This is a genomic window from Sorangium sp. So ce204, from assembly GCF_051526795.1.
GTDB classification, from domain to species: Bacteria; Myxococcota_A; Polyangia; order Polyangiales; family Polyangiaceae; genus Sorangium; species Sorangium cellulosum_B.
This window is the reverse complement of record NZ_CP150317.1, coordinates 4061149-4083046: the sequence shown is the minus strand read 5'-3', so window position 1 is coordinate 4083046 and position 21898 is coordinate 4061149. Positions and strand designations below refer to the sequence as shown.

Sequence of the window (21898 nt, the reverse complement as noted above, 5' to 3'; positions counted from 1 at the left end):
TGCCAGCGACGTGCCGGCCGCCCCCATCGCCCCGATGGTACCGCGCAACACATCCGCTCGGGCCGCCCCCACCCCGGCCACCAAGAACGGATCACCCGCCCATCGAGCGCTCCCGATTCTCCACGAGAGCGCGGATCCCCCATCTGGTCCTTCCCGTCCTCCCGCCTCTCGCCTCCTTCCCCCCGACCCAAACGCCGGCGGGGCTCACCCGCACAGGAGACGGGCCCAGATCGGCGTTTTCGGCGCGGAAGCGTACTCTTGTACGCTGAGCACCGAAAACGTCGAGGTGGGCCCGTATCCGAAGCGGGTGAGCTCCTAGGACTCGCCAGAGAGATAAGCTGTCAGACTCGGAATGGGGATGCCTGTCGGGCGGCCGAACTGCCAGTCCGCCGACTCGACCCCGACGCCGCCGATGTCGAGGTGGATGAACGGCAGCGCCCCCCCCTTCAGCCCCGAGGCGATGTCGAGGAACGCGAAGGGGAACTGGTGCCCGCGCGGCGTGTGCACCGAGGCGAGGCGGTTCGAGGAGACAACGTCCTCGGCGCTCGACCGGGGCGCGACGAACGCGTAGTCCTCGCGCCGCGGCCGGGCGCGCTCCATCGGCTCGCCCCAGCGCTCCGCGAGGACGTCGAGCCTGTCGAGCTCCGGCCGCGCGGCGGAGTTGCCGATCGCGCCGGTATAAGGCCCGTGGGCGCGGTAGACGTGCCCGGTCAGCGTCGCGACGGAGAACACGATAGGATCCGGCGCGCCGCTCATGGCGAGCTCCCGCCCGAGCGCGAGCAGATCCGCCAGGATGAGGCGCCCCTCGGCGTCGGTGTTGCCGATCCGGACGCGGACGCCGGCGCGGCTGCGGATGATCTCGTCGCTCACATAGGACTCCTCGCCGATGCTGTTGCGCACGAGCCCGAGGAGCCCGACGATGCGCACGCCCTCCAGGCCGAGCGCCGCGGCCGCGCGCACGAGGCCGGCGACCGCGCCGGCGCCGCCCTTGTCCCGGGACATCCCGGCCATGAGCCCGTCGGTCTTCAGATCGACGCCGCCCGTGTCGTAGGTGACGCCCTTGCCCGCGAGCAGCACCGTTCGCCGGATCTCCCCGCGAGGCCTGTAGTCGAGCCGAACGACGCACGGCCGGTGCCGCTCGACGACCCGCGACGCCCGCGAGACCGCGCTGATGAGCGGATAGTCATCGACGTTGCGCTCGATCTTGACGAGCACCCCCGTCCTGGCGAACGCCGCCTCGCACATCTCGGCGACGCGGCGGGGCGCCATCCGCTCCGGCTCGGTGCCCGTGATGTCGCGGCAGAGCGCCCGGCCGACCTCGATGGCCGCGATCTCGCGGGCGCGCGCCTCCGACAGCCCGAGCACCGCGACCGACTCGGCCGAGCGCGGGGCCATCTCCGCCTCCCGCGCCTCGAGCGGCGTCCACTGGCTCCCGAGCGCGGCGAGCGCGCCCACCTCGACGGCCCGCGCGAACCGCGGCGCGGCGCCCACCGGAGCGCGCACGACGAGCAGCGGCCGGCTCGCCCCCGCGTCCACCGCCCGCGCGAAGCCGGCCGCCGCGGCCTCCGCGACGGAGCGGACGTCATCGACGTCCTCCGAGAGCGGCCCCATCGGCGCGAGCACCAGTCGCCCGCCAGGCACCCCCGGCGCCGGCAGGACGAGCGGAGCACTCTTGCCCTCGAGCGCGGAGTCGACGCGCGCCGCAGCCTCGACCACCGCGCCCACGGCGGCCCCGAGCCCCCCCGCGTACTTCGCGATGGGCGATGGCGCGACGAGGACGACAGCATCGCAAGCCGCGATCGCCGCGTTCGACTCCGCGAGGGCGTTGGCGGGCAGCCCCGCAAGGGAGGTGACATGGACCATGGCGGCGAATGATGTCACATGGGTCAGCATTTTTGCAGCACCCGTCGCCGCCGATAGGGCACCGACACGGCACCGACATGCGCCCCGAAGAGCAGGCTGTCGCGCAGGCATGGCGCGCAGGCATGCCGCACGCGCCGCACGCGCCGCGCTCGGCGCGCGCCATGCCCGCGCGCGCGGAGCGGCCTGGCGCGCTCGTCCGCCCCTGCGGTCACGCGCGAGGCGGCCGGCGTCGAGCGCCGCGCCGCTTCAGGAGAAGAGCACGACGCTGCGGATCGACTCGCCTTCGTGCATGAGGTCGAAGGAGTGATTGATGTCGTCGAGCGGCATCGTGTGGGTGATCAGCTCGTCGATCTTGATCTTGCCCTCCATGTACCAGTCGACGATCTTGGGAACGTCGGTGCGCCCCCTGGCGCCGCCGAACGCTGTGCCCTTCCAGACGCGCCCGGTGACGAGCTGGAAGGGGCGCGTGGCGATCTCCTCGCCGGCCCCCGCGACGCCGATGATGATGCTCGTCCCCCAGCCCTTGTGGCAGCACTCGAGCGCCTGGCGCATCACCTTGACGTTGCCGATGCACTCGAAGCTGAAATCAGCGCCGCCCCGGGTCAGATCGACGAGGTAGGGCACGAGATCCCCCGCCACCTCGCTCGGGTTGACGAAGTGGGTCATGCCGAACCTCTCGGCCAGCTCGCGGCGCTTCGGGTTGATGTCGACGCCGACGATGATGTCGGCGCCGGCCATCCGGGCGCCCTGGATCACGTTCAGCCCGATGCCGCCGAGGCCGAAGACCACGACGTTGTCGCCGGGCCTCACCTGCGCGGTGTTGATGACGGCGCCGATACCCGTCGTCACGCCGCAGCCGATATAACAGACCTTGTCGAACGGCGCGTCCTCGCGGATCCTGGCGACGGCGATCTCGGGCAGGACGGTGAAGCTCGAGAAGGTCGACGTGCCCATGTAATGGTGAATCCGCTCCTTGCCGATCGAGAATCGGCTCGTTCCGTCCGGCATGAGCCCGCGCCCCTGCGTGGCGCGGATGGCCTGGCAGAGGTTGGTTTTTCCGCTCGTGCAATAAGAGCACTGCCGGCACTCGGGCGTGTAGAGGGGAATCACGTGATCGCCTTTCTTGAGGCTCTTCACGGACGGCCCGACGTCGACGACGACGCCCGCGCCCTCATGGCCGAGGATCGCGGGGAAGAGCCCCTCCGGATCCTTGCCTGAGAGCGTGTAAGCGTCGGTGTGACAGACGCCCGTCGCCTTGATCTCGATGAGGACCTCGCCCTCGCGAGGGCCCTCCACCTGGACGTCCTCGACCGTCAGCTTCTCGCCGGCCTTGTGGGCCACGGCTGCGCGCGCTTTCATGATCGGTGGTTCTCCTCCCGCAAGCGGGGCGTTCGGGGCCCGAGCGGCGCCCGAGCCCCTCCCATAGCCGGGCGGGGAAGCAGGTTTCAAGGGGAACCCCGCCGGCGCCGCGCCGCCTCGCCCGCCGTCCAGCCTGCCCGCATTGCGCCGCCCTGCCTGGCCGCATCGCGCAGCCCGCTCGCTGCCCGCGCCGCCACCCGAGGATGGCGTTCGCGTGACAGCACGCGTACGATCACCCCGCTGTCCTCATGAACACACTCCGTTGCCCACCGGGTCTCCGCGCGCTCATCGCAACAGCCGCGCTGGTCCTCGTCGCCTGCACCGGCAAGAGCCCGCCAGCTGGCGGGGCGGCCGGCAAGGGCGCTGGCGGCGACGGCGGCGGCGGCAGCGAGAGCGCTTCCTCCGAGGGGGGCCACGGTGGACAGGGAGGCGCGCCGATCGACACCATGGAGTGTGTCGACGAGTGCCCCGCCGAGAGCGCCGGTATCACGATCGGCTGCAAGAAGCGCTTCATGTTCGGAATGAACTACGCGTGGCACAACTTCGCCGGCGACTTCGGCGGCATCGCCGCGTGGGACAAGCGCGGCGTCGCGGCCGAGGCGGAGACGCACGCGAAGAACCTCGCCGACATCCGTGCTCACGGGGCGAGCGTCGTGCGGTGGTGGATGCTGCCGGAGATCCGGGGCGAGAGCGTCGTCTTCGACACGAGCGAGAACCCGACCGGCCTCGGCGGGACGACGCGGCGCGACGTCCAGAAGGCGCTCGAGCTCGCCGAGCAGGCGGACGTCAACCTGGTGTTCTGCCTGTTCTCCTTCGACAACTTCCACCCGACGCGGCTCGACGCCGACGTGAAGACCGTCGGTATCACCCCCATCGTGAAGGACGCAAAGCGGCGCGCGAAGCTGATCGACAAGGTCGTCCGGCCGATCGCCAGGGCCGTGGCGCAGAGCCCCCACCGGCACCGGATGGTCGCGTGGGACGTGATCAACGAGCCCGAGCTGGCCATGACCGGATCGAGCCCGGACGACGGCCCTCGCTACGAGCCCGACGCCCAGGTGGATCCGATCGAGCACGCGCAGATGGCGGCGTTCCTCGACGAGGCCATCCGAGCGCTGCGCGCGGAGAGCACGGCGCTCGTCACGATCGGCTCGGCGTCGATGAAGTGGGCGCGGTCCTGGCGCAACACCGACGTCGATTTCTACACCTTTCATATCAACGACCGGGTCAACCTGTACTGGCCCTACAACCAGTCGCCCGAGGACTACGGCATCACCGACAAGCCCGTCATCATGGGGGATTTCCCGATCGCCGGCCTGGCGACGGCCGCTTTGCCGACGCTCCTGGAGAGCTGGTACAGCCGGGGATACGCGGGCGCGATCAGCTGGGCCTACAGCGACGCGACAACGGCCGAGCTCCAGACGATCAAGGCCTTCGCCGACGCGAAGGGCTGCGGCGTGACGTACTGAGAGCCCCTCTCACGACAGCCAGTAGTCGACGAGGGACGCGCCCGTCACGTCGTGGGCGACCCCGGCCGCGATCGCCCACTGGGCCAGCGCGCGGCCGAGCGCCGCCATGGTCGTGAAGCGCCCGTCAGGGTCCTTGGCCAGGCCGCGCTCGATGATCTCCCAGAGCCGCGGGTGCAGCTCGAGGGCCTCCGGGCGCGGCGGGGCGACGCGCAGCACGTCGTGCACGATGGAGATGCTGCTCGGGCCGCCGAACGGGCGGCGGCTGCTCACGAGCTCGTAGAGCACGACGCACGCGCTCCACACGTCGGCGCGCGCGTCCGACTCCTGCCCGCCGCGGACCTGCTCGGGCGCCATGTAGGCCGGGCTCCCGACCAGCGTTTGCCTCCGCTCGTCGCCCGCCGCGGTGAACGCGATCCCGAAGTCGATCAGCTTGGGGACCGTGCGGCGGCCCTCGCGCACGAGGACGATGTTCGCCGGCTTCACGTCCCGGTGCACGACCCCCGCGCCGTGCGCCGCGCCGAGCGCGCCGATCACGGGAAGGAGCAGCTGGACCGCGGAGATGGGCGACATCGCGCCCGACTCGGCGAGCGCCTGGGCGAGCGACCGGCCCTGGAGGAGCTCCATCACCGCGAACGGCTCTCCCTCCTCCGTGAAGCAGAGATCGAAGATCCGCACCGCGGCGCGATGCGACACCCGCGCCGTCGCCTGCGCCTCCCGGATCAGCCGCGAGGCGGCCTCGGGGACGGCGCAGTCGCGACGGATGAGCTTCAGCGCGACATCGAGGCTCAGGGAGAGATTCCGCGCCTTCCACACGGCGCCCATGCTGCCCTCTCCGAGGAGCTCTGTGAGGCGATAGCGCCCCCCGAGGACGTCGCCTGGGGCGTAGCGCCGCAGCGCGGCGGAGCACGGGTCGTTCGCGGGAACCGCCAGGGCGGCGGCGGGGGGCGCTCCGGCAAGCCCGGTCCGCAGCGTGGCGGGCGGTACGCTGGCCGGGGTGGCCGGAGCGTCGCTCGGCGTCTCCAGCGGCGCGACGTCCCCGCCGTGACGGAAGGTCGAGCCGGACGGCCGCGACAGGCGGCCCGACGTCCGGAGGTCGACGGGCTCGAACGGAGGGCGGTGAGACGAGGGCCAGCGCGGAGACCGCGGCGAGCGGTACGCACGCTGAGAGGCTCGGCCCCCGCTCGGGGGGCGGGATCGATTCGACGCGGGATCCATCGAGCCGCCATGTGGCGTCGTGGAGCTGTCAGTTCGGTGGCTGTCCATGTCCTTGCCCACGTGTGCTGCAAGGAGCAGGCCGATGCAAATCGCCGCAGATCCGCCTCTTTCCCGCCCGCCGCGGCGCCGGGATTGCGGTGTGGAGACATCAGATCCGGGGCCCGCGGCCATCGGCTCGCCCCGGGGCCGCGCGCCGTCCGCCGCGACCGGCGCGCGCGTCTTCCGCGGCCGCGGCGCGTCGTCCGCCGGCGCGGTCCCGGGACGAGCGCGCGACCGATCCGTCGGCGCAACGGTCGTCGCACGACGCATTCCCTGCGCGCCACACAGGCGCTCGACGGGTACATCGACAGCGGATGTCGGTCAGGATCACCCGATAGGCAGCGAGGCCCCCACGGGGCCGCGCGCCGGGATCGCCGCGGCCCGGTTCGCCCCTCGCGCCGCTCAGCGGGCGGAGCCGGGCACGACGCGCCCCTTGAACGCGATAGGCACCTCGAGGGCCCTGGCCGCCTCGACGAGCAGCGCGTGCTCGCTCTCGTGGATCACGCCGTCGGCGGCCACGAGGCGGACGGCCAGCTCGATCGCGGCCTCGCGCATCCGCACGTCGGGCAGGCGGACGCGCAGCGCCGCGAAGCGGCCGCTCCTGCCCTCGTCGCGCACCGAGCGCTCGATGATGGAGATGAGCGACTCGACGACGTCGGCCCCGACACGACCGTCGCTCATGGCCGCCACGTGCCGCGCGAGCTCGGCGCGCTCGGCGTCGTTGATGGATCCGTCAGCGTATGCTGCGAGGAACATGATCTCGACCATCGCCTCGAGCCTGCTGATCTCGAGGTGACGAAACGAAAGCTGCGTTTCTTCCATCATGAGGTCCTCAGGATAGCGTACCACGGCCGCGCTTGACACAACGCCCCTGAGCCCGCTCAGTAAAGGCGCTCGCCGCGCGTAACGGCGCTCGCCGCGCGTAACGGCGCTCGCCGCGCGGGCGAGGACTTCCAGGAGCGCGCGGCGAAAGTTCTCGTCGAGCGCGACGCCGGTCGGTGCTCAACTCTCCCCACCATGAGCACCACCACCCCGACCGACCTCTTCCTGTCGCTGACGCCGCACAAGGTGATCGAGGCCGTCGAGGCCGCGGGCGTCCACTGCAACCGCGTCTGCTACCCGCTGAACTCGTTCGAGAACCGCGTCTACGAGGTCGAGCGCGAGGATCGCACCCGCGTCATCGCCAAGTTCTACCGGCCGGGGCGCTGGACGCGGGAGCAGATCCTCGAGGAGCACCGGTTCCTCGCGGAGCTCGCGGACGCCGAGATCCCCGTCTGCCCGACGCGCCCGTTCCCCGACGGCGAGACGCTCAAGCAGATCGACCACATCCCGTACTGCCTCTTCGAGCGCATGGGCGGCCGCGCCCCCGACGAGCTCGGCGACGAGCTGTTCGTGCGCCTCGGCAGGCTCGCCGCCCGCATCCACAACGTGGGCGCGGCCAGCGCCGCCGAGCACCGCGTCCGGCTCTCCGCCGACACCTACGCGCGCGAGGACCTCGGCTGGCTCGTCGAGCGCAAGCTCATCCCCGCGGCCGTCGAGCGGCGGTACCTCGCGGCCGCGCGCGCCGTCGCGGACGCGGCCGAGGAGCGCCTGCGCGGCGTCGACGTGCACCGCATCCACGGCGATCTGCACCCGGGCAACCTGCTCCTGCGCGACGGCGCGCTCCGCGTGCTCGACTTCGACGACATGGTCGTCGGCCCCGCCGTGCAGGACCTGTGGCTCCTCCTCCCCGGCCGCGACGAGGCCGCCCGGCAGCAGCGCGAGCTCTTCATCGAGGGCTACGAGGAGCTCCGCCGCTTCGACCGCTCGACCCTCGGGCTGATCGAGCCGCTCCGAGGGCTCCGCATGATCCACTACGCGGCGTGGATCGCGCGGCGATGGCACGACCCCATCTTCCCGAGGACCTTTCCGCACTTCGGCACGGAGGCGTACTGGCGCGAGGAGGCGAGCTCGCTCGAGGAGGTGCTCCAGCTGACGCGCGCCGGAGACACGGGCGGCCCCGGCGGCGGCGCGGACGAGCCGCCGCCGAGCGGGGGCAAGTACTTCTGGGACATGAATTGAACCCGCTGTAGGCGCCCGCCGCGGGCGCGCGCGCGGCGTCGATCGATCAGCGGCGCTTCAGCACCAGGATCAGCCGCCACGCCGCGGCGTGCTCGAACGGCACGTCGACGTTGAAGTCGCCGAGCGTCGCCACCAGCGAGAGCTCCGGCACCCGCTCCGCGACGCGCCGCCACCCGGCGAGGTCCGGGACGTACCACGTCGCCTCCTGCCGGATCGACGAGAGCTCCCTCGGCGCGCCGCCGTTGCGCCGGGCCGAGCGCACCACCTCGAGGGTCACGGGCACGACGCGATCGGGCGTCGACCGCTCGATGTGGATGCGGAACCGCGCGTCGATCGACTGCTCGCCGCGCAGCTCGGTCCACTCCGTCCTGTTCACGCCGGACGGCGTGAGATCGGCGGGGTGGGTCGCCTCGATGACGTGGACGCCGCCCGGCAGGAGCAGCGAGGCGGCGAGCCGGAGGTGGCGCTCGAGCGCCGCCGGCGTGGCCAGCTGGTGGATCGCCGAGAGCGGCACGAACGAGAGATCGACCGGCGCGACGTCCGGGCGCTCGTCGAGCTCCGCGCACGAGAAGCGGATGCACGCCCCGGCGCCGCGGGCGCCCGCGGCGCGCTCCGCAAAGGCGATCATCGCCGCCGAGCCGTCCGCGCCGGAGCAGCCGACGCCGAGCTCCGCGAAGGCCTCCAGGTGCCGCGCGGGCCCGCAGGCCCACGAGAGGACGCGCTGCACCGGGCGGCCGCCGAAGCGGCGCGCGCACGCGAGCAGGAAGTCGCGCTCGGCGGCGTAGTCGCGGTAGCCGAACGCCGCGTCGTAGAGCGCAAGCTCGGCCGGCGGCGTATGGCCGCGCGCGGGCGCGTCGCCGCGCGCGGGCCCCTCGCCGCGCGCCGGCGCCTCGCCGGCCGAGGGCGCCGCCGAGGCGCGCGCCGGGGCGACCCGCTTCGTGTAGATCATGAGATCGTCGCCCGGCGCGTAGAAGTCGGCGAGGACCGCCGCCCGCGTGAACTGCACCGCGTCGTAGAAGCGCACCGCCGCGCCGTGCCCCTCCCGGCTGCCCGTCTCCACGCGCACGAGGCCGCCGCCCTCGCGCGCGATCTCGCTCTCCATCGTGGCCACGAGCCCCCGCGCCACCCCCGACCGGGCGAAATCGGGCGAGGTCGCGATCCAGTACAGGTCGTACGTGGACTGCGTCATCGGCGTGCGGCCGTAGCAGAGGTACCCGAGGAGCCGCGGCGCCCCGTCCCCGCCCGGGGCGCCCTGGAAGCTCAGCACGAACCGGTAGCCATTACCGTCCGTCGAAGGCTGGCCGAGCGTCACGTCGACGAGCTCCAGCGCCACCGCGCGCTCGTCGTCGGTGAACGCCGGGACCGACTCGAGCAGCGCGGCGATGAGCGGCCGGTCTTCCGCGCGGAGGCCGCGCTGGGTGATCACGGCGCCTCGGGCGCGGCGGCGAGGGCGCCGCGGGCAGCGGAGCGCGCCGCGGCGCGGCCGCGCGCCGGCGCGCGGCCCCGCGCGCGGAGCAGATCGTCGTGGCGCGCGCCGCGGGCGAGCGCCGCGCGGAGGATCTCCCAGACGACGTCGGCGTACGTCAGGCCGGCGCGCGCCGCCGCCCGCGCGAAGCCGGCGTCCGGCGAGAGATCGCAGTTCGGGTTGACGTCGATGACGTGCGGCGTGCCGCGCTCGTCGAGCCGCACGTCCACGCGGCCGTAGTCGCGCAGGCCGAGCACCTCGAACGCGCGGCGGCCCACGGCGACGACCCGGCGCAGATCGAGCGGCCGCAGCACCGCCGCCGAGGAGGGCGTCCCGGCCGACGCGGCGGTCTCCGGGCGCCACTTCGACTCGTACGTGACCACGTGCGGGTGCCCCTCTGGCAGGCCCTGAAACGTGACCTCGCCGGGCGGCAGCACGCGCGGCGTCGGCCACCCGAGCAGCGAGACCGAGATCTCCCGCCCGTGCACGTAACGCTGCACCACCACCGGCTGGCGGCACTGCGCGACGACCGCGGCGACCTGGTCGCGGAGCGCCCGGCGATCGTGGACGACCGAGCCACGATCGATGCCCATCGAGCCGTCCTCGCGCTCCGGCTTGACGATGACCGGGAACGCGACCTCCGGGATGCGATCCGGGCCTTCGACCCGCACCGTCGCCGGCACGCGCACGCCGGCGCGCGCGAGGATCCGGTTCGCCTCGGCCTTGTGCAGGCAGCTCCGGAGCGCGACGTGATCGCTGCCCGTGAAGCGGAGATCGAGCCCCGCGAGCAGCCACGCGCACATGACCTCGTGGCGGCTGTCGCCGTCGAGCGCCTCGCACAGGTTGAAGATCACGTCCGGGCGATGGTCACCGATGGCCGCGAGCACCTCGCTCGGCCGGAGCACGGGCCGGTGCGCCACGCGCACGCCCGGGGCCGCGGCGAGGGCCGCGAGCACGCTCTCCGCGACCACCGCGCTGCCGTCCTCGCGACCGAGCCGGAGCCGCCCGCTCCCCACCCGCTGCGCAAGTGGCGGCTCGTCGACGGCTTCCTCCGGATCTCTGTTGGACAGGATCAGTATCCGAGGCTCAGGCACCGCACGCCTCCGAGCCTGCGCGGAGCAGGGGAGCCCGCGACGGCCGCGCCGGGCTCAGGGAGCGGCCGGAGAGAGGCCTGGCCATCGGCGAACGCGGAGACGTTACCCTGTCGAGAGACACGCGAACGAAACGGAATCCATGCATGCAAGTGGCCACACTTCACCAGCTTGCCCGGCAATCGCAAGGGGAGATTTGCCTGTCTGGACGGAAAGGAAGGCGCGACGCAGCGCGGCTCAAAGCCCCGCGCCGGATCGGATCCGGCGCGCGCGGCCGGGAAGCGAGCTTTCCGAGCACAACGTATCTCGGACAACAGGCTCTTCACACGCCAGCCACACGCGCGGGAGCGTCGGAGACGAGAGGAGACGGCTGGGCTGCAGGGGGAAGGGTCGAGTCCGGCGGCGAGAGGGGAGAGCGCCGGACGCGCTCGCGGCGAGCGGGCGGCCTGCCGCCGAGGACGCCTGAAAAGGACTTCCCTTTCCGGCGCCCTCGAGCCTCTGTCGGTCAGGCGGCCTGGCCTTCGGGGCGCGGCCTGCGATCGGCCGGGAAACAGGCCTGGATCTCGTCCATGCCGAGCGTCTCCTTCTCGAGGAGCGCCCTGACGAGCGCCTCGATCTCGCCGCGCCGGGACCTCACGATCTCGATGGCGCGCGAGAGCTGCGCTTCCGTGAGCGCCCGCGCCGTCTCGTCGACCCGGTCGAGCAGGGCCGGGCTCCGCGAGGGGTGCCCGTCGCCGACGCAGATGGGGCCGAGGTGGCTCATGCCGAGCTCCGCGACCATCTTCCACGCGATCGTCGAGGCGCGCTGGATGTCGTCCGAGGCGCCCGCCGTCATCGTCCCGAGGACGACCATCTCGGCGGCGCGGCCGCCCATCAGCATGCAGATCTGATCCTCGAGGTACTCTTTCCGGTACATCAGCCGATCCTTCTCGGGCAGCGCCTGGGTCACGCCGAGCGCGCGGCCCCGCGGCAGGATCGACACCTTGTGCACCGGATCGCAGCTCGGCGCGAGGAGCCCGACAGCGACGTGCCCGGCCTCGTGGACGGCGGTCGCATAACGCTCGTCCTCGTCGACGAGCACCCCCTTGCGCTCGAGCCCCATGAGCACCCGGTCGCGCGCGCGGTCGATGTGCGTCGGGTCCACCGCGTCGGCGCCCTCGCGGGCCGCGAGGATGGCCGCCTCGTTCAGGAGGTTGGCCAGGTCGGCGCCCGAGAAGCCCGGCGTGCCGCGGGCGATGTAGCCGAGATCGACCTCCCCCTGGAGCGGGATCGGCCCGGCGTGGACGTTGAGGATCTCCTCGCGGCCGCGCACGTCGGGGAGCGGCACGGTGACCTTGCGGTCGAAGCGCCCCGGCCGGAGCAGCGCCGGATCGAGCATGTCGGCGCGGTTGGTCGACGCGATGACCACGATGCCGGTCTCGTGGTCGAACCCATCCATCTCGACGAGCAGCTGGTTCAGCGTCTGGTCGTGCTCCGCGGAGGCGGAGTCGCCGTGCCCCTTCGCGCGAGCCCGCCCCACGGCGTCGATCTCGTCGATGAAGACGATGCACGGCGCGGACTTGCGCGCCTCGGCGAAGAGCGCGCGGACGCGGGAGGCGCCCACGCCGACGAACATCTCCTGGAAGCTCGACCCCGACGCCGAGAGGAACCGCACGCCCGCCTCGCACGCGACGGCGCGCGCGAGCAGCGTCTTGCCGGTCCCGGGCTCGCCCGTCAGCAGCACGCCGCGCGGCGGGCGGCCGCCCAGGCGCGCGAAGCGATCGGGGCTCTTCAGGAACTCGACCGTCTCGGCGAGCTCCTGCTTGACCTCGTGCATCCCCGCGACGTCGGCGAAGCGCACCGCCGCCCGCGCCGCCCCGGCCTTCACGTCGGAGAAGACCTTCGGGCTGCGCCGCCGGCTCACCGTGAAGAGCGCGAAGCCGACCGCGGCCAGCACGACCACCGGGAGCACCGCGGACGCGGCGTGCGACGGATCCTCCCGGGAGGCGAAGTCGACCGAGGCGCCGGCGCCCGCGAACCGGGAGACCAGCTCCTGCCGGAGCGTCGGCTCGTCGACGACGGCCGTCACCACGGCGCCGCCCGCCTGACGCACGAGGAAGCGATCCCCGCTCACCTCGACCGCGGTCGCCTGCCCCGCCTGCGCGATCTGGAGGAGCTCGGTGTAGGTCGCCGTACGCTGCGTGGACGACTCGCGCGCCGCGCGAAGCGCGAGCCCGAGCGTGACCGCAAGCACCACCCCCATGAACCCAAGCAACCAAAGCCGGCGCCCCGCGGGCCCCAGCCGCTTACTCACCTGCAAGAACCAGGAATTCACTGCTGCGCCACCTCACTGCTCCGGCGTCGGGCCGGAGCGGATCTCAGGTGTAGCAAGGATACGAACCTCAGGAAGTTCCTTCTGCCATCATTCTGACGATCTGAGCCGTAGAAACCTGCGAAAGGATGGCAGCACCGCAAAACGGAATACGGAGAACGGACAGCGGCAGGACAATCATCTCTGCGATCTTGGGAGGACTGGGAAGACCGATTGACGAGCTCGCCGACCGCGGATTGACGAGCTCGCCTGAGAGCCCCCCCTTCTCGGGATGGGGTCGCCGGCGGAGCAGGAAGCAGGAGAGAGGGGCAGAGAGGGGCTGCCTGCGCGCGCTACGCCCCGGCGGCTCGCGCGGTGTCGGGCGCGAACGGCAGCGAGAAGCGGAATGTCGTCGCGCCGCGAGGGGTGCTCTCGACGGAGATGGTGCCCCCGTGGGCCTCCACGAGGCCCTTCGTGATGTAGAGGCCGAGACCGACGCCGCGGACGCTGCGCAAGGCGGCGTCGGGCGCGCGCGAGAAGCGCTTGAACAGGTACGGGAGCGACGCCTCCGGGATCCCATCGCCCCAGTTGATCACCGCGATGTGCGCGCAGGCCCGCTCGGCGCTGACCGTGACCGCGATGTCGCCCTCCGGTCGACCGTACTTGGCCGCGTTGGAGAGCAGGTTGGTGACGATCTGCTCCAGCCGCCCGGGGTCTGCCAGGACGGCGGGCACATCGCCCTGCACCTCCAGGCGCAGCGCGTGGCCCGCGGTCACCTCGGCCGACTTCTCGAGGATCTCGCCGAGCTGCGCGCGCAGATCGACCGGCGAACGATCCAGCGTGAGCTGCCGCGCCTCGATCCGCGAGGCGTCGAGGAGGTCGTCGATCATGCGGCGCAGCCGCTCGATGGACGAGGTGATCCTGCCGAGCTGTTTTCGGCCGTCGGCGACGGCCTGCTCGCCGGCCGCGCGACCGAGGAGATGGCTCGCGGTCGCGATGACCTGGATGGGCTGGCGGAGATCGTGAGCGATGACGCCGATCCACTCCTGGCGCTGCCGCTCCATCTCCTTGAGCGCCGAGATGTCCTGAAAGACGGCGACGGCGCCCTGGAGCTCCCCGTCGTCCGAGCGCACCGGCGCGGCGTTGACCAGCACCGGGACGAGGCCCCGGTCGGCGCGCCGCAAGAGCCCTTCGGCGCCCGCCACGACCTCCCCGCGCTCAAGGGCCCGGATCAGCGGGCGCTCGTCCCAGACGAGGGGCTCTCCCGCCGGCGTCCTGTGCTCGAAACATAGCCGGTTGCCCCAGGGATCGGGATCGTCCTCGACGCGCAACGCGTACTGGACGAAGAGGCGCTCCGCCGCGGGGTTCCAGCTCAGGACGGTCCCGTCGAGGGAGGTGCCTATCACGGCGTCGTCCGAGGACTGCGTGACGGTCGCGAGGAAGGCGCGCGCCTCCTCGGCGCGCTCCCGCGCCTCATCGAGGAGGTTCATGCGCGCCGCGCTGATCCAGAGCATGACCCCGAGCAGGATCGTCGTGATGGCGGAGGCGAACGAGAACGAGGCCGCGATGGGGTAAGCCCCGCGATCCGCGCCGACCAGGAAGAGACGACCGATCACGAGCGGGAGGATGACGATGTAGGGCAGGAGGCGCTGCAGCAGCATGCCTCCCGGCCGGCTGGCCGTCAGCGTGGCGAGCGCCTTGCACTCGGGCCGCGCCATGAGGAGTCCAGCGCAGAGGGCGAGAGAGGCGATCGCTGTGTGGAGCGCCATGCCCGTGAACGGGAACAGCAGCGGAAGCCCGTAGAAGTAGCCGACGCCGAACACGTAGCCGGTCAGCGCGGTGAGCGCGAGCGCCGCGGCCAGGAGCGCGCTCCATTCCGAGAGCAGGCACGCTCGCCGCGTCGTCGAGGGCAGCGAGAGGAGCCCCAGGCCGATCAGGAGGAAGCAGAGCGCGGTGTTCGGCGAGGGCCTGCCGGGGAACTTGCCCGGGAAATCCACGCGCTCCGCGAGCAGCAGGCGATCGATGCCGAGATCGCACGCGAAGGCGTACTGCACGAGGATCGCCACGCCGAGCGCGACAACGACGGCGGCGCACGCCTGTCCCAGCCGGCGGACCGGCGCCGGACGCTCGCGCGCGCCCAGCACCCAGAGCGACACGCTCGACAGGACGAGCGCCACGGCGGTGTTGGGCACCATGCGCGGCAGGCCGTCTGCGATGGCGACGAGGGCGGTCGACCCGATCCACCATCCTATCAGGGTCAGGCACCCGATGGCGAACGAGCAAGCTGCCGCGATCGCGATACCACGCCGCGCACCGCGCGAAGGCGCCATGGCCCCGGCGTGTCTCATCGGGTCCTCCCGGCCGAACCATAGTGCCGAGCCAACGGGACGGCGGGCGCCACACGCGCAATTTCAATGTGCGAACCGGCCCGTGCGCTCGCTGTCCGACCCAGATGGAGCCGGGCGCTCCAGCCTGCGCCGACCTCATCCGCCCGGCCGGACGCAGCAGGGCAGCGCGGCTCGGATCGGCCGCGCGAGCCCGAACGGCGGCGCCCTCGCGCGGACCGCGCGAGGGCGCGCGCGAGCGCTCAGCGCTTCGTCCCGAAGACCGCCGCGTCGACGGAGAGCCTCCCCGGCCCGACGAGGAGCAGCGCGAGGGAGATGCCGAGGTAGACCGCCGCCGCCTCCCAGGAGGGTCCGCCCATCGCAACGAACGGATCGCCGCTCGAGACGTGAAACGCGACAGCGACGGCCATGGTGACGGCGAGGCCCAGCGACGCGAGCGGCGTCAGGAGGCCGAGGATCCAGGCAAGGCCGCCCCCGAACTCCGAGAGCGCCGCCAGCGCCTGCAGGAACCCCGGAATGGGCGCGCCGGCGGGCATCCAGCTGAAGGGGGCCTGGATCTTCCCCCAGCCATGAAACATGAACGCGGCGCCGATAACGACGCGCAGCGCGAGCAACCCGACCGAGGCCGAGAACGGCACGTCGGTCACCCGCAGGAATCTCTTGAGCATCGGGATCACTCCTCTCGGCTCGGTAGTAAGGAGGAACGCCCGGGACATCAAGCGCGTACGCGAGGGCCGGCGCCGCCGGCCCCGAGGCGCCGCGCCCCCGCGGCCCGGGCACGGCGCGCCGGCCCGCGCCTCACGCGCTGGTCCGGACCTCCAGGTCGTGGCGGTGCGCGGCGGCCGCGCGCTCGTCGCGGAGCGCCTCGAGGCACCGCCGCTTGATCGCCGCGAACTCGCCCGAGCCCACGATCGCCGCGGTCCTCGGCCTCCCGAACGGCACCGCGATCTCCGCGCCGACGCGGCAGGGGCGGCGGGTCATCAGGGCGATGCGGTCGGACAGGAAGATGGCCTCGTCGATGTCGTGCGTGACGAACAGCACCGTCGTGCTGACCTGGCGGAAGACGTCGAGCAAGAGCTCCTGCATCGAGAGCCTGGTCTGGGCGTCCAGCGCGCTGAACGGCTCGTCCATCAGCACCACGCGCGGCTCGGTGATCAGCACGCGCGCGATCTCCACGCGCTGCTGCATGCCGCCGGAGAGCTGCGCCGGATAGGCGTCCTCGAACCCCGACAGCCCGACCAGCGACAGCAGGCGCCGGGACGCCTCCCGGCGCTCGCGCTCGGGGACGCCGCGCATCTTGAGGCCGAAGCCGACGTTGTTCAGCACCGTCTTCCAGGGGAGCAGGGAGCTCTGCTGGAAGACCATGCCGCGCGACGGCCCCGGCCCCTCGACCCGCTCGCCGCCGACGACGATGCTGCCGCGCTCCGGCGCCACGTACCCGGCGACGGCGTTCAGGATCGTCGACTTCCCGCACCCGGACGGGCCGAGCAGGCTCACGAGCTCGCCGCCCTCGACGCTGCCAGAGCTTCGGCGAGGCGAAGAGCTCCCGCGCCGCGGCGAGGACGTCGGTCGGCGCGGGCACGTTGAGGAACGTGACGACGCCGAGATCCGCGCGGGTCATCGACGCCCACTGCCAGAGGCCGACGCACGCCGCCACGGACAGGGCGCGCAGGAAGGCGCGGCGGAGGTCGCGCCGCGGGCGCCCCTCGCGGGGCGCGCGGCCCGGCGCGGGGGACGGCGCGCTCCGCCGGGCCGCGCTCGCCGGGGCGGGCGCGAAGGCCGCGCCCCCGGCGAGCTCCGCCCCGGCCGGCGCGCTGCGCTCGGAGATCATCGTCATGGCGCCGCCGCCGTGAGCTTCGCGCGCTCGGCCCGCAGGGTCGCGAAGTCGACGACCACAGCGCCGTTCTCCGCGGCCCACCGCTCCGCGTCCTCCTTCGCCAGGAACGCCGACAGGCCGCCGTCCGGGCGCCTCGCGTACCACGCGCGATCGGCGAGGAGCTTCACCCCGCTCGCGCGATCGTGCACGAACACAGCGCGGATCTCCTTGCCCTCGATCGTCAGCTGCCCGAGCGCGGCGAGCGCCGTGCCCGGGCTTTCGTACGCGCGCACCTTCGGCTCGCCCGCGACCCAGATCTGCGCGACGAGCGTCGGCTCGGCGATCGGCTCGCCGGACAGCGCGTCCTTCCCGGACAGCGGGAGCTTCGCGTAGCTCGCGAGCCGCGCCTCGTAGTCGAGCCCGAGCTCCGCCGCCGCGCGCCGGATGTACCGGTCGTCCACGAACGCGCCGACATCGAGGGTCGTGTCCGTGCGCTTCAGCAGCGTGAGCGTGTCGACCGCCACCTGGAGGGCGCGTCGGACCTCGGGCTTGATCGTGAAGTCCCGCGTCTGGATGCCGAGCGGGCCGTGGAACATGTAGGCGACCTCGGCGTCCACCCCGGTCACCTTCTCGATGAGCTCGCTGTACTTCTCGGGCTCCTCCGCGAACAGGCGGTCGGCCTCGAGCGCCGCCTTGAGGAAGGCCACGACGATCTCCGGGTATTTCTCCGCGTACGCCTCGCGCACCAGGACGCCGTGCGCCGTCGGCACCTTCACGCTGGAGCCGTCGTAGATCTTCCTGGCGAAGCCGCGGAAGGGGAACAGCTCGGCGAACGGGACGAAATCGGCGTGCGCGTCGATCTTGTTCGCCTTGAGCGACGAGCCGCCCACCTCCGGCGACTGCGAGACGAGCGTCACGTCCTTGTCCGGGTCCCAGCCGAGATCGCGGATCGCCCGGAGCAGCATGCCGTGGGCCGACGACCCGAACGGCACCGAGATCTGCTTGCCCCTGAGGTCCTTCAGGCCCTGGGCCGGGGAGCCGCTCGGCACGACGATCCCGTTGCCGCTCCCCAGCGCGCTGCCGGAGAGCGTGGCGATGAAGCGGCTGCGGCTCCCCTGCTTCTGGAACGCCACGCCGTTCAGCACGCCGGGGAAGTCGGCCATCGCGCCGATATCGAGCTTCTCGGCCACCATCTCGGTCGTCAGCGGCGGCCCCGAGGTGAAGTCCTTCCACTCGATCTCGTAGGTGACGTCCTTGTACTTGCCGTCCCTCGGCAGGTGCTTCTCGAGCAGCTCGAGCTCCCGGATGAGCAGCCCGCCGGTGGCGCAATTGATGGTCGTGTCCTGCGTCCCGATCGCGATCCGGATCGTCTGCTTCGCCTCGGGCTTGCACGACAGCCCGGCGACGACCGCAGCGAGCAACGTGAGGACGACGAGCGCGCGAAGTGCCCTGGTCATCGGATCAATCCCTCGCAAAGGTCTCATGTCGTCCTGTCCCCGCCCGGATGGCCTCGAGCGCGCGGCCGGCCGCCTTCCGCACCTCGACGTCGGCGTCGCCGAGCAGCCGGCGGAGCGGCGCCTCCGCGGCCGCCGCCTCGATCTCGCCGAGCGCCTGCGCGGCCGCCTTGCGCAGATCCGCGAGGTCGCTCCCGAGCAGCCCGACGAGGTCCTCCGTGGCCGAGGCGGCCCGGAGCCGCCCGAGCGCGAGCGCCGCCTCCTTCCGGACCTGCCAGGCGCCGTCGTCGAGCGCGCTCCGGAGGTACGGCGCCGCGAGGCCGTGCGCCGAGCGGCCGAGCACGATGGCGGCCTCGACCCGCACCCGCCAGTCCGGATCGGAGAGCAGCCGCACGAGGTCCTGGACGAGCGCGGGTTCGCCCGGCGCGCCGAGCGACTCGAGCGCGCCGATCGCCACCTGCCGCACCCGCGCGTCGGGATCGCGCAGGCTCGGGCGGAGCGCCGGCGCGGACTCGGGCCGTCGCAGGTAGGCCAGGGAGAGGACCGCCTCGCGCCGCACCTCGGGATCCGGGTCGCCGAGCGCGCCTTCGAGGGGCGCGAGCGCCCGCGGGTCGCGGATCTCGCGGAGCGCCACGATCACCGAGGTGCGGACGAACGGGCTCGCGTGCCCCAGCGCGTCGATGAGGTGCGTGGCGGCGTCTGCCCCGCGGATCTCGCGGAGCGCCGTGGCGGCCGCCTCCCGCACGTTGGCGTCCTCGTCGTCGAGCGCCCCGACGACGGCGGGCACCGCGCGGGCGTCGCCGAGATCCTCGAGGTGCCCGAGCGCGAGCGCCCGCACCGTCGGATCCTCGTCGCGGACGGCCGCGATCAGGGGGTGGATGATCTCCGGATCCGAGAGATCCTCTATCTGCGTCAGCGCCAGCTGGCGCGCGCCGGGGTCGGGATCCCCGAGGATGCCCTCGAGTTCCTGCGCGAGCGAAGGCTGTGTCATGTCGTCTCTGCCGTGGGGTCGTTATCGGATGAGAAAGGGGATCTTCACGGTGATGGCCTCTTTGGGGCAATCGATCTCGCACGCGAGGCAATACCAGCACTCGTCGTAGGCCATGCGGGCCTTCTTCGTCTCGGGATCGATGGCGAGGCAATCGACCGGGCACGAGTCGATGCAGATGCGGCAGCCCTTGATGCACGACGCCTCGTCGATGACGACGGGCAGATCGAGCCGCAGGGCGGCCTCGGCGTGGCCCACGGACCTGGCGCTCTGCGCCTTGACGGGTTCGCGGTTGAGCAGGTGACCCATCGCTTGATTGACCTCGTATTCTCGCGTTCTCGCGCGCTCGTCAGGCCGACGCGCGCTGCTCCTCGGCCGGGATGCGCAGCCGGTGGTAGGCATTGCGCTCGCCGTCGTCGATCGGGAAGAGATAAGGCTCCACCGGCCTCTTGAAGGCGACCATCTCGCCGCGCTCGTCCTTCTTCAGCTGCACGTGCGTGAACCAGCTGCGGTCGTCCATCTCGGGGTAATCGAGCCGGTAGTGGTAGAGGCCCCAGCGGCTCTCGGTCCGGTACAGCGACGCGCGCGCCGCCATCTCCGCGCAGTCGCGGATGAAATGGCACTCCATCACCCGCATGAGCTCGTGGGGGCTCTCCGCGGTGACCTCCTCGAGCTCCTCCTTCGCGCGCAGGAAGTACTCGAGCCCGAGCGTCATCTTGTTCCCCGTCTTGGGCGGCTGGAGATAATCGTTCACCAGGCGCCGCACCTTGTATTCGTACTGGTGCGGCGCCACCCCGCTCCGCCGCGAGAGGGGCGCGAGGATGCGCTCCCGCTCGGCGTCGACCGCGGCGGCGAGCGGCTCGACCGCGGGCGCGCGCTCGAGGTAGTCGAGCGCGCTCTTCGCGCAGATCTTCCCGTGGGTGAGCGCGCCGAGCAGGTAGTTGTGCGGCACGCACGCCATGTCGCCGGCGGCGTAGAGCCCGGGCACCGTGGTCTCGCCCTTCTCGTTGACCCAGACCCCCGACGCGCTGTGCCCGCTGCACAGGCCGATCTCGGAGATGTGCATCTCGACGAGATCGTTCGCGTAGCTGTGCCCCCTCCCCTCGTGGAAGCGCCCGCGGCTCGGGCGCTCCGTCTGGTGAAGGACCCGCTCGACCTCGGTGATCGTCTCCGGGGCGAGGTGGGTGAGCTGCAGGTACACGGGGCCGTTCGCGGAGTGGAGCTCCCGGTAGAACTCGAGCATCATCTGCCCGCTCCAGTAATCGCTCTCGATGAAGCGGTTCCCCCGCGCGTTGACCGTGTGCCCGCCGAGCGGGCCTGTCACGTACGCGCACGCCGGACCGTTGTAGTCCTTGATGAGCGGGTTCACCTGGAAGCACTCGATGCCCGAGAGCTCGGCGCCCGCGTGGTACGCCATCGAGTAGCCGTCTCCCGCGTTCGACGGGTTCTCGTACGTCCCGTGGAGGTAGCCCGACGCCGGCAGCCCGAGCCGCCCCGAGGCGCCGCAGCACAGGATGACCGCCCTCGCCTTGATGATCTCGAGTTGTCCTTCCCGGGTGTCGAAGCCGATCACCCCGGCGACGTGGCCGTCGGTGACGAGGATCCGCGTCGCCATCACGCGGTTGACGACCTTCACGCCGGCGCGCTTGACCATGCGCGTCAGGATCTTCTTGAGATCGTAGCCCTCGGGCATCGGGAGCACGTAGCTCCCGTTGTGGTGGACCTTCTTGACGTCGAAATCGCCCGATCGCGTCTTCTGGAACTTCACGCCCCAGGAGTCGAGCTCCCGGATCATCGCGAAGCTGTTGCGCGCATATTCATAGACGGCGCGCTGGTTCACGATGCCGTCGTTGGCCACCGTGATCTCCTTCACGTACTGCTCCGGCGTCGCGTGCCCTGGGATGATGGCGTTGTTCAGCCCATCCATGCCTATCGCGATGGCGCCGCTCCGCTTGATATGCGCCTTCTCGAGGAGGACGACCCTCCCCCGGGGCAACCGCTGTTGCGCCTCCACCGCTGCAGTGGAGCCTGCGCTGCCGCCGCCCACGACGACGACGTCCGCCTCTGTCACGCGAATGTCCATGACAAGCCCTCAAGGTTTCGGGCGCGCGCACACGACGACCCCACCGCCTCTCGGCCCAATGGCCAAGGGCCAGCGGCCGGGGTCGGACGCCCGGCGTCTCTCATCACAGACGCGGCATCCGTTTTAACAGACGACCTGTGCTTCGGCAACGGCTTTGTTGTTGCTGGCGCAGCAACGGCCGGATGTCGGGCGCCGTGGGAGGGCGCCTTGCAAGCGAAGCGTCAGGGCCGGGGTCTGGCGGCGCCGCCATCGCGGATGTGCGGCGCGCGGGCAGGCTCACCCCCGGCGGGGATCCCCGAGCCACCCAGAAAGATTCGCCTTTCCACCCTGGTTGTCTCCCCGGAGACGCGGGCGGGACGCTAC

General features: G+C 72.1%; 17 protein-coding genes. 3 read left to right on the top strand and 14 right to left on the bottom strand.

Annotated elements, in window-relative coordinates; translation table 11 throughout:
• Positions 1-315: 315 nt before the first annotated feature.
• Both WMF22_RS15270 and WMF22_RS15265 read right to left on the bottom strand, forming a co-directional pair.
• Positions 316-1881, bottom strand: a complete 1566-nt coding sequence (locus tag WMF22_RS15270) for an aminopeptidase (protein ID WP_438036217.1) — start codon at positions 1879-1881, stop codon at positions 316-318.
• A gap of 228 nt (positions 1882-2109) precedes the next feature.
• Positions 2110-3222 (bottom strand): S-(hydroxymethyl)glutathione dehydrogenase/class III alcohol dehydrogenase, encoded by a 1113-nt coding sequence (locus tag WMF22_RS15265; RefSeq protein ID WP_437299806.1) that lies wholly within the window; start codon positions 3220-3222, stop codon positions 2110-2112.
• A 248-nt stretch (positions 3223-3470) separates the two neighbouring features.
• On the opposite strand from WMF22_RS15265, the gene WMF22_RS15260 reads away from it, so the two are divergent.
• Positions 3471-4688 (top strand): hypothetical protein, encoded by a 1218-nt coding sequence (locus WMF22_RS15260; RefSeq protein WP_438036216.1) that lies wholly within the window; start codon positions 3471-3473, stop codon positions 4686-4688.
• 9 nt (positions 4689-4697) lie between these two features.
• Here WMF22_RS15260 and WMF22_RS15255 read toward each other — a convergent pair whose 3' ends face one another.
• Entirely contained in the window at positions 4698-5582 is an 885-nt protein-coding gene (locus WMF22_RS15255) for a serine/threonine-protein kinase (RefSeq protein ID WP_438037259.1), read from the bottom strand.
• Between the two features lie 762 nt (positions 5583-6344).
• Positions 6345-6791: a tellurite resistance TerB family protein gene (locus WMF22_RS15250; protein ID WP_438036215.1), complete on the bottom strand. Its 447-nt coding sequence runs from the start codon at positions 6789-6791 to the stop codon at positions 6345-6347.
• A 168-nt stretch (positions 6792-6959) separates the two neighbouring features.
• On the opposite strand from WMF22_RS15250, the gene WMF22_RS15245 reads away from it, so the two are divergent.
• The gene (locus WMF22_RS15245) at positions 6960-8003 is read left to right on the top strand and encodes a serine/threonine protein kinase (RefSeq protein ID WP_437299803.1); all 1044 of its coding nucleotides are present in this window, start codon (positions 6960-6962) and stop codon (positions 8001-8003) included.
• 46 nt (positions 8004-8049) lie between these two features.
• On the opposite strand, the gene WMF22_RS15240 is transcribed toward WMF22_RS15245, so the two are convergent.
• From WMF22_RS15240 to WMF22_RS15215, 6 genes are all read right to left on the bottom strand, one after another.
• Positions 8050-9429 (bottom strand): GNAT family N-acetyltransferase, encoded by a 1380-nt coding sequence (locus WMF22_RS15240; protein WP_437299802.1) that lies wholly within the window; start codon positions 9427-9429, stop codon positions 8050-8052.
• Positions 9426-10562 (bottom strand): D-alanine--D-alanine ligase family protein, encoded by a 1137-nt coding sequence (locus tag WMF22_RS15235; RefSeq protein WP_438036214.1) that lies wholly within the window; start codon positions 10560-10562, stop codon positions 9426-9428. Before WMF22_RS15235 ends, WMF22_RS15240 begins: the two co-directional genes overlap by 4 nt.
• A 502-nt stretch (positions 10563-11064) precedes the next feature.
• Positions 11065-12801, bottom strand: coding sequence for an ATP-dependent zinc metalloprotease FtsH (gene ftsH, locus WMF22_RS15230; protein WP_437299800.1), 1737 nt, complete (start codon positions 12799-12801; stop codon positions 11065-11067).
• A gap of 401 nt (positions 12802-13202) precedes the next feature.
• On the bottom strand, positions 13203-15179 hold the full coding sequence (locus WMF22_RS15225; protein WP_438036213.1) for a sensor histidine kinase: 1977 nt from the start codon (positions 15177-15179) through the stop codon (positions 13203-13205).
• A gap of 257 nt (positions 15180-15436) precedes the next feature.
• On the bottom strand, positions 15437-15862 hold the full coding sequence (locus tag WMF22_RS15220; protein ID WP_438036212.1) for a DoxX family protein: 426 nt from the start codon (positions 15860-15862) through the stop codon (positions 15437-15439).
• Between the two features lie 130 nt (positions 15863-15992).
• Positions 15993-16802: an ABC transporter ATP-binding protein gene (locus WMF22_RS15215; protein WP_438037258.1), complete on the bottom strand. Its 810-nt coding sequence runs from the start codon at positions 16800-16802 to the stop codon at positions 15993-15995.
• Here WMF22_RS15215 and WMF22_RS15210 point away from each other — a divergent pair.
• Complete coding sequence (locus WMF22_RS15210; protein WP_438036211.1) at positions 16787-17047, top strand: hypothetical protein; 261 nt, start codon at positions 16787-16789, stop codon at positions 17045-17047. The two genes, WMF22_RS15215 and WMF22_RS15210, sit on opposite strands and share 16 nt — an antisense overlap.
• Here the strand turns inward: WMF22_RS15210 and WMF22_RS15205 are convergent.
• The 4 genes from WMF22_RS15205 to WMF22_RS15190 are packed head-to-tail and all read right to left on the bottom strand — an operon-like array spanning position 17028 to position 21535.
• Positions 17028-18467 (bottom strand): ABC transporter substrate-binding protein, encoded by a 1440-nt coding sequence (locus tag WMF22_RS15205; RefSeq protein ID WP_438036210.1) that lies wholly within the window; start codon positions 18465-18467, stop codon positions 17028-17030. The two genes, WMF22_RS15210 and WMF22_RS15205, sit on opposite strands and share 20 nt — an antisense overlap.
• Before the next feature lie 4 nt (positions 18468-18471).
• Positions 18472-19455: a HEAT repeat domain-containing protein gene (locus WMF22_RS15200; RefSeq protein WP_438036209.1), complete on the bottom strand. Its 984-nt coding sequence runs from the start codon at positions 19453-19455 to the stop codon at positions 18472-18474.
• Positions 19456-19476: 21 nt separating this feature from the next.
• Positions 19477-19761, bottom strand: coding sequence for a 4Fe-4S dicluster domain-containing protein (locus WMF22_RS15195; RefSeq protein WP_438036208.1), 285 nt, complete (start codon positions 19759-19761; stop codon positions 19477-19479).
• A 40-nt stretch (positions 19762-19801) separates the two neighbouring features.
• Positions 19802-21535, bottom strand: a complete 1734-nt coding sequence (locus WMF22_RS15190) for a fumarate reductase/succinate dehydrogenase flavoprotein subunit (RefSeq protein WP_438036207.1) — start codon at positions 21533-21535, stop codon at positions 19802-19804.
• Positions 21536-21898: the final 363 nt, after the last annotated feature.